This window comes from Sulfitobacter sp. SBS6 (genome assembly GCF_048285585.1).
GTDB classification, from domain to species: Bacteria; Pseudomonadota; Alphaproteobacteria; order Rhodobacterales; family Rhodobacteraceae; genus Sulfitobacter; species Sulfitobacter pontiacus.
Genome location: NZ_JBLWBA010000006.1, coordinates 800,961 through 801,843, shown reverse-complemented (window position 1 = coordinate 801,843; position 883 = coordinate 800,961). Strand labels below are relative to the sequence as shown.

Annotated in this window: 1 protein-coding gene; it reads left to right on the top strand. The window is 58.6% G+C overall.

What is annotated here, in order from left to right:
- A partial coding sequence (gene istA / locus ACNQ62_RS12935; protein ID WP_418095007.1) for an IS21 family transposase occupies positions 1-883 on the top strand: 883 nt, incomplete at both ends.

Here is an 883-nt window from a genome sequence, read left to right as displayed (position 1 = left end):
TGCGGATCTGGTTCAGCTCGGCTTTGATGGCTCATATGAGCGTGTCGCGGCCTTCGTGCGGAACTGGAAGGGCGAACGACAGCGTGCTCAACATACGACTGACCGGGGTGTTTTCGTGCCGTTGGTCTTTCAGCCGGGCGAGGCGTTCCAATTCGATTGGAGCGAGGACTGGGCCTATGTCGGGGGCGAGCGCCTCAAGCTTCAGGTCGCCCATATCAAGCTGTCCCACAGCCGCGCATTTCTGGTCCGGGCCTATCGGCTGCAAACGCATGAGATGCTGTTCGATACCCACTGGCATGGCTTTCGGGTGTTTGAGGGTGTTCCGGGGCGTGGCATCTATGACAACATGAAGACAGCCGTCGACCGGATTGGCGTCGGAAAGAAGCGCGATGTAAACGCACGGTTCCTTGCGATGACCAGCCATTATGTCTTTGACCCTGAGTTCTTCAATCCCGCGGCAGGGTGGGAGAAAGGTCAGGTTGAGAAGAGTGTGCGCGACGCCCGCCATCACGCCAAAGGCGTGCCTGCAGCACGACGGCTTTGGCAACTCATGCCAGCCTTTCCGAACCTCTATGCGCTGAATGAATGGCTGGAGGAGCGCTGCAAGCTTCTGTGGGCCGAGACACCGCATGGCAGATTGCCTGGCAACATTGCGGATGTCTGGGACGCCGAGAAGGCCGCGCTGATGCCACTGCCCACAATGTTTGACGGCTTTGTCGAGCAGAGCAAGCGGGTGTCCCCCACTTGTCTGATAGCATTCGACCGTAATCGCTACTCAGTGCCTGCCAGCTTTGCGAACCGCCCTGTCAGTCTCCGTATCTATCCTGAACGGCTGGTCATCGTCGCCGAAGGCCATGTGGTTTGCACGCATGAGCGCATTATT